Origin of the sequence: uncultured Methanobrevibacter sp., assembly GCF_902770715.1 — an archaeon.
In the GTDB taxonomy this organism is placed as follows: Archaea; Methanobacteriota; Methanobacteria; order Methanobacteriales; family Methanobacteriaceae; genus Methanocatella.
This window is the reverse complement of sequence record NZ_CACXTS010000058.1, coordinates 1-4,805: the sequence shown is the minus strand read 5'-3', so window position 1 is coordinate 4,805 and position 4,805 is coordinate 1. Positions and strand designations below refer to the sequence as shown.

Genomic DNA, 4,805 nt, shown 5'->3' with positions numbered 1-4,805 from the left:
TTCAGTAGAACTGTCTAAAGATACTTCTTCAATATTTGATTGTGTGTTTTCATTTAAAACCATATTTTCATTGGCACTTGCAAATGAAATTGAAAGTATACCAATGAAAATAATTAATAAAAAAAAAACACATATTTTTCATTATTCATCTTTCCTCAAATCCTCATAAAAATTATTTATTTATTTATTGTTTATGTATAACCAAAGTATTCATTATCAAATATTTTTACATTATCTTTTTCTTCAAAATTTGAATAATCATTTAAAATATTTTTTATATTGTTTTCTGATAGTTCAAATCTTTTATCGCCTAAATTTTTTCTTATATTCACATATTCGTCTTGTGATTCAATCAACTGGACCTTACCTTTTCTTTGATTTGATTTTTCATTAGTTAAAATCCATATGTATGTTTTTATGCCAGTATTATAAAATAAAGAAGTTGGCAAACCAATTATTGCTTCAATATAATCATTTTCAAATAGCCATCTGCGTATTTCACTTTCTCCAGAGCCGGCATCTCCTGTGAATAGGGGTGATCCATTTGTGATTACTGCTATTCTTGATTTTTCTTTTCGTTTCATTTTTGAAATCATGTGTTGTATGAATAGTAGTTGTCCGTCGCTTTTTCTTGGTGTCCCTGCTCCGAATCTTCCTCCGTATCCTAGTTCTGCTTCTGCTTCGACTGCTTCTTTATCGCTTTCCCAGTCTCTGCCGTATGGTGGATTGGATATTATGTAGTCGAATTTGTCGTCTTTTAGTTGGTCGTCGGATAGTGTGCTTGATGGTCCTTTAATGTTTTGAGCAACTTCTCCTTTCATTAGCATGTCTGCCTTACAGATAGCATAGATTTCTGGATTGATTTCCTGTCCATATAACACAACATCAATGTCATTATTGTTTTGAGTGATGAAATCCTTACAGCTAGTTAGCATTCCTCCTGTCCCACAAGCAGGGTCATAAATCTTCTTAATCAAACCTTTTTCATTAATGTCATTATCTTCTATGAACATCAACTCAGTCATGAGCTTAACCACATCTCTAGGTGTAAAGTGCTCTCCTGCCTCTTCATTGGATTGTTCTGAGAATTTTCTAATTAACTCTTCAAAAATAGTTCCCATGTCATGGTTAGAAACAGCTTTAGGACTTAAATCAACACTTGTCTCAGAGAATTTTTTAACCAACAGATATAAAAGATTTGCCTTAGACAATCTTGATATTTCCTTCTTAATGTCAAAGTTTTCAAATATGTCCTTAATGTTATCGCTAAAACAGTCCAGATAATAAATCATGTTCTCTTCAATGTTTTCTGGGTCTTGAAGCAATGATTTAAAATCGTACTTTGAAAAGTTATAGAATCCTAGCTTTTTTCCATCTTCATTTACTGCAACATTTAAAAGAATAGGTTCGATGTTGTCAATTTTATCTTTATATTCATTATAATTCTCTAAAACATCCTGTTTGGAATGTTCAAGCACTGAATCAAACCTTTTCAATACTGTGAAAGGTAAAATAACCTTTTGGTATTCGTTACGCTTGTAAGACCCTCTCAAAAGATCTGCTAAATTCCATATAAAGTTGGATTTTTCTTGAAAGTTGCTCATTTTTTTAACTCCTTATTTTATATTTTGCACTTTGGGTAAAATGGATTCTCTTAATCTTACAGACATATCATATTGCCATTCAATAGCTCTTTCCCAATTATACTTTTCATTAATATCAATATCCAATGTCTTACCAATCTTCGAAATTTTATGATTTTCCGCCTTATCCCATTCCAGTTCCATGCCCACTTCCGATTCAATGATATCCTTTTGAGCATACAGCTTATCAAAAATCTCATTGCTATCCTTTTTTATTCTGAAATGGACATTTATTGTATTTTTCAAAACAGCTGAAATAGTTAATTCAATATGTGCAATGCCTGTATTCATGAATAATGAATACCAAGTATCATTAGGAGGCATAGGATAAACAAACAAATCATCATTTTCCTTTAGATAATTGTTAAATTCTGTCCAATAATCAAACCTTAGTCTTTCAACCTCAGTAAATCCAGAGACGTCTATTTCCAATTCTTCCTCATCTTTGGAAGAGTATTTGTCAATAACTTCTTGGGAGACTTCAGGATATTTCCATATTTTATATGCTTCTTCAATAAGATGTTTCGTCCTTTTCTTAATCTCGTTTTCATTCCATGTTGGCAAGTCCTGCAAGTAGACATTTAGCCTGATGGCGCTTTGCCTGAATCCTCCTTCCATATCTCTTTTCTCTTGGAACGAGCTGTCGCTTAATTCAGCATTATATCCAGTAAGTGTCAAATTGCCTATTGTATGGAGATATGTCTTTTGAATCTCTTCCCAATTCGGACCCAAGCAGTCTCTCCATTCTTGTGAAAGGTTTGGATTTTGAGGCATAATATGCTCAATAGTGTATGATTCGACAGGAGTCTTTTCCTTGGAATTCCAGTTTTCAAACTTGTCAAAAATGTACTCCTTGTTCTTTCCTCTCAAATTGTAGATGTCCCTTTCTCTGAAGTTCCTGCCAAATTCCCTGTTTGTAGGCATTCTCTGATAGTTCTCTTTTAAGACAAGCTGAACCTGGTAGGATTCTGAATAGTTGCCAGTGTCAATGTCATTGTACATCTTTGCGAATGTTTTGTTCAGTGAAGGAGTCGGTATGTTACATATTAATCTTCTAAGCAGATAACTCTCAGTATATCTTATCATCTCAATAAACTCTTCTAATGGCAATAGTTCGTCAGCATAGTCCTTATATAGATGCAGTAAAAATGGATATGTTACGTCATAGCCCATGCTGCTTAAGCTGTCCAAAGCCTCCTTCAGTTTCTTGTTTTCCTCTTCACCGAATGCAATGCAGGAGAAATAATTAGAAAACTTGAATACGTCATTTACAAGTTCCTCTACATTGTCAAATGTTTTTGAATACTTCTTGAAATCTGAGTAAATGTTTCTGAAAGTAGGCACCTTGTCTGTCTTGACAGTGAGATAATCTCTAATGAACTTGTCGAAAAGCCAACTTCCTGATTCCTCAAACAGCTTTTCAATCTTTTTCCAATATGTAGTATAAAGTGTTTCCTGTTCATCTGTATTTAATCCCATTAAGATGTAATTCCTAATGAGATCTGCTTGGCTAAGCTCCAATCCTGTTGAGTTAAGGCTTTCAAAAATAAGTTGTGGGTTGTCCTTATTGTATTCCAAAGCTACAAAAATTATCAGCAATTTGTTTAGACCTTGATAAATGAGTTTTGCGTTTCCTTCATTTATCCTTCCTTTCAAGTATTCAAAATTTTCCTTAACTCTTTTGGAATCCTCGTTGTCGAAAGGTATTTTTTCCTCTTTGGTCAAATTATTGATGATTTTGATTAGAGTAGCCTTATCTTCATCTGTCAAAATGAGCTTATATTTGAGTTCTCCCATTTCATCTTCATTTATCAAGTAGTAGTTAATCAGCTTTTTAGGATTGATGTTTTCAATAGGATTTTCATAGAGGAAATCGCTTAATGCTGAAATCAATAATGAAATTGTTGTTATCCTTTGCTGTCCGTCAATTATCATCAGTTTGTCAATATCCATAACAATATGCCCTTCAGGATTCATATAAGTTATGGAACCTATAAAGTGGTTTTCTTCTTGTATAGCATTTGCCACTCTAATAACATCATCAAATAATTGACCACACTCTTTTTCTGTCCAGCTGTATTTCCTTTGATAAATCGGAATTGATAACTGTTGACGATTACTTAAAAATTGCAATAAGTTCTTTTTACCCGCATCCATACATATGTCTCCATAATAATGACTAATTATAATTTTGATTTTATTGCATATAACATTTTTTAAATAGACTTGTTACGGACTTGTTGAGGTAAACAAAAGGTCTACTGATGGTTTACCATAGTTTACTAATAGTAACCAATAGTAAAAATTTTTAAAAAAAAGTAGAAGTTGAACAAAGCATAATTTCAAAAAGGAAAAAAATAGAAAAAATAGATAAAAAATTTTAAAATTAATTTTTTAATTAAACCTTTTGTAAAAAAGTTTATTCGCAGATGAATTTGATGTCATCTACAGTTACGGTCTTTCTGCTAGCGTGTGCTGCTGCTTTGATGACTTTTTTAGCTAATTCTTCAGTGGAAGCTTCAACTGCGTCAGCAAAAGCCTTTTTAGCGTCATCACTGATTCTTTCTGCACCTGCGTCCTTCAAGATACGTACAACTGATGCAACTGATATTTCACTCACATTTTCACCTCCACACTCCTCATTGATATAATGTTTTTGATTGGAAGTATATAAAATTATTGCTTAAAATGAGCCATTATCATCTATTGAGAAAGGAAATGAGATATTTCCAATTATTTATAAAAATTAGAATTAATTAAAATATTATTCAAAAAGTAAAATTTAGAAATAGTAGAAGTGGAACTAATCCTAATTATAAAAAAACATATGTAAAGGTGTGTGATATGTAATTGAGTTAGGTTTAATATATTAGGATTAGTTCCTGTAATTATAAATTTAGTTTCAAGTTATAAAAATTTTTAGAAAAAAAGAAAATTAGGTTTAATTTAGTTCATTAAAACAATAGTTTTACGAAACATATGCTATTTTAAAAAAAGTAGAAGGGATTATATGATGAGTCATATATACATATAACAATAAATAAATAAATAAATAAATAAATAAATAAATAAATAAATAAATAAATTTTATGAGGATTTGAGGAAAGATGAATAATGAAAAATATGTGTTTTTTTTATTAATTATTCTCATTGGAATACTTT

The 4,805-nt window shown here is 31.2% G+C and carries 3 protein-coding genes; all 3 read right to left on the bottom strand.

Annotated elements, in window-relative coordinates; genetic code table 11:
- Positions 1-191 precede the first annotated feature (191 nt).
- Positions 192-1,604: a class I SAM-dependent DNA methyltransferase gene (locus QZU81_RS10340; RefSeq protein ID WP_295591647.1), complete on the bottom strand. Its 1,413-nt coding sequence runs from the start codon at positions 1,602-1,604 to the stop codon at positions 192-194.
- A gap of 12 nt (positions 1,605-1,616) precedes the next feature.
- A complete protein-coding gene (locus QZU81_RS10335; RefSeq protein WP_295591645.1) occupies positions 1,617-3,800 on the bottom strand; it encodes a DUF4268 domain-containing protein in 2,184 nt (727 codons plus the stop codon).
- A gap of 262 nt (positions 3,801-4,062) precedes the next feature.
- Positions 4,063-4,263, bottom strand: a complete 201-nt coding sequence (locus tag QZU81_RS10330) for a histone family protein (RefSeq protein WP_295591644.1) — start codon at positions 4,261-4,263, stop codon at positions 4,063-4,065.
- Positions 4,264-4,805 lie beyond the last annotated feature (542 nt).

What these genes read in the sequence shown, in the direction of transcription:
- QZU81_RS10340 (WP_295591647.1), bottom strand. Translation starts at nt 1,604, where the DNA reads ATGAGCAACTTTCAAGAAAAATCCAACTTTATATGGAATTTAGCAGAT.
- QZU81_RS10335 (WP_295591645.1), bottom strand. Translation starts at nt 3,800, where the DNA reads ATGGATGCGGGTAAAAAGAACTTATTGCAATTTTTAAGTAATCGTCAA.